2 pseudogenes are annotated in these 1,165 nt (G+C 69.0%); both read left to right on the forward strand.

Annotated features, from left to right (window positions below):
* Positions 1-14: 14 nt before the first annotated feature.
* Positions 15-292, forward strand: a pseudogene (locus tag FMEAI12_RS35885) (transposase); the annotation flags it as partial.
* A gap of 43 nt (positions 293-335) precedes the next feature.
* Positions 336-1,165 (forward strand): annotated as a pseudogene (locus FMEAI12_RS35890) (helix-turn-helix domain-containing protein); the annotation flags it as partial.

Here is a 1,165-nt window from a genome sequence, read left to right on the forward strand (position 1 = left end):
CATGATGGTCAGCCATGTTCGTACGCCTGCTCTATCTGATCTTCGTGCGGGTGTGTGGCTGGCTGGTTCTCCTCGGTCGTTCGTCGGCGTCGAAGGACATCGAGTTGCTGGTGCTGCGGCATGAGGTCGCGGTGCTGCGTCGTACCCAGCCCAAGCCCCGGTGGGACTGGGCGGACCGGGCGGTCCTCGCCGCCCTGATCCGACTCCTGCCCAGGGCGCTGCGAACGCACCGGCGGTCACGCCCGGCACCGTCCTGCGGTGGCACCGCCGCCTGATCACACAGAAATGGACCCTGTGGGGCTCCAGAACCCCGATTTGGGCGGTGACCTGCGCGTTTGCCCGCGGGGCGGGGCCCGTGTCGGGCAGGCTGGGTGGTCATGGTGTGGTCGCTGCTCTACGCCCTGACACGGAACACTCTCGGGCTGATGCTGCTCCGGATGCGTGGGGACACCTCGAAGGAGGCGGAGCTCCTTGTCCTGCGACATCAGGTGGCGGTGCTGCGCCGGCAGGTGAACCGGCCCGGTCCTGGAACCGGCGGATCGGGTGATCCTCGCAGCCCTGTCCCGGCTGCTGCCCCGGTCCAGCTGGGGTTCGTTCTTCGTCACCCCGGCCACCGTGCTGCGCTGGCACCGTGACCTCCTCGCACGCAAACGGACCTACCCGCGGAAGTCGCCCGGTCGGCCGCCGGTCCGCCGGGAGATCCGCGAGCTGGTCCTGCGCCTCGCACGGGAGAACCCGACCTGGGGCCACCGCAGGATCCAGGGAGAACTCGCCGGGCTGGGCTACCCGGTCGGAGTCGCCACCGTCTGGCGGATCCCGCACCGCGCCGGCATCGACCCCGCACCCCGCCGGGCCGACACCTCCTGGCGCACCTTCCTGTCCGCCCAGGCCTCCAGCCTGCTGGCCTGCGACTTCTTCACCGTGGACACCGTGTTCCTGCAACGGATCTACGTGTTCTTCGTCGTCGAACACGCCACCCGCCACGTCCATGTTCTCGGGACCACGAAGCACCCGACCGCAGCCTGGGTCACCCAGCAGGCACGGAACCTACTGATGGACCTCGACGAACGTGGCCACCGGTTCCAGTTCCCCCTCCGTGACCGCGACACCAAGTTCACGGCTTCCTTCGACGCCGTCTTCACCGGAGCCGGCATCGACGTGGTAC

The organism is Parafrankia sp. Ea1.12, from assembly GCF_900465275.1.
Taxonomy (GTDB): Bacteria; Actinomycetota; Actinomycetes; order Frankiales; family Frankiaceae; genus Parafrankia; species Parafrankia soli.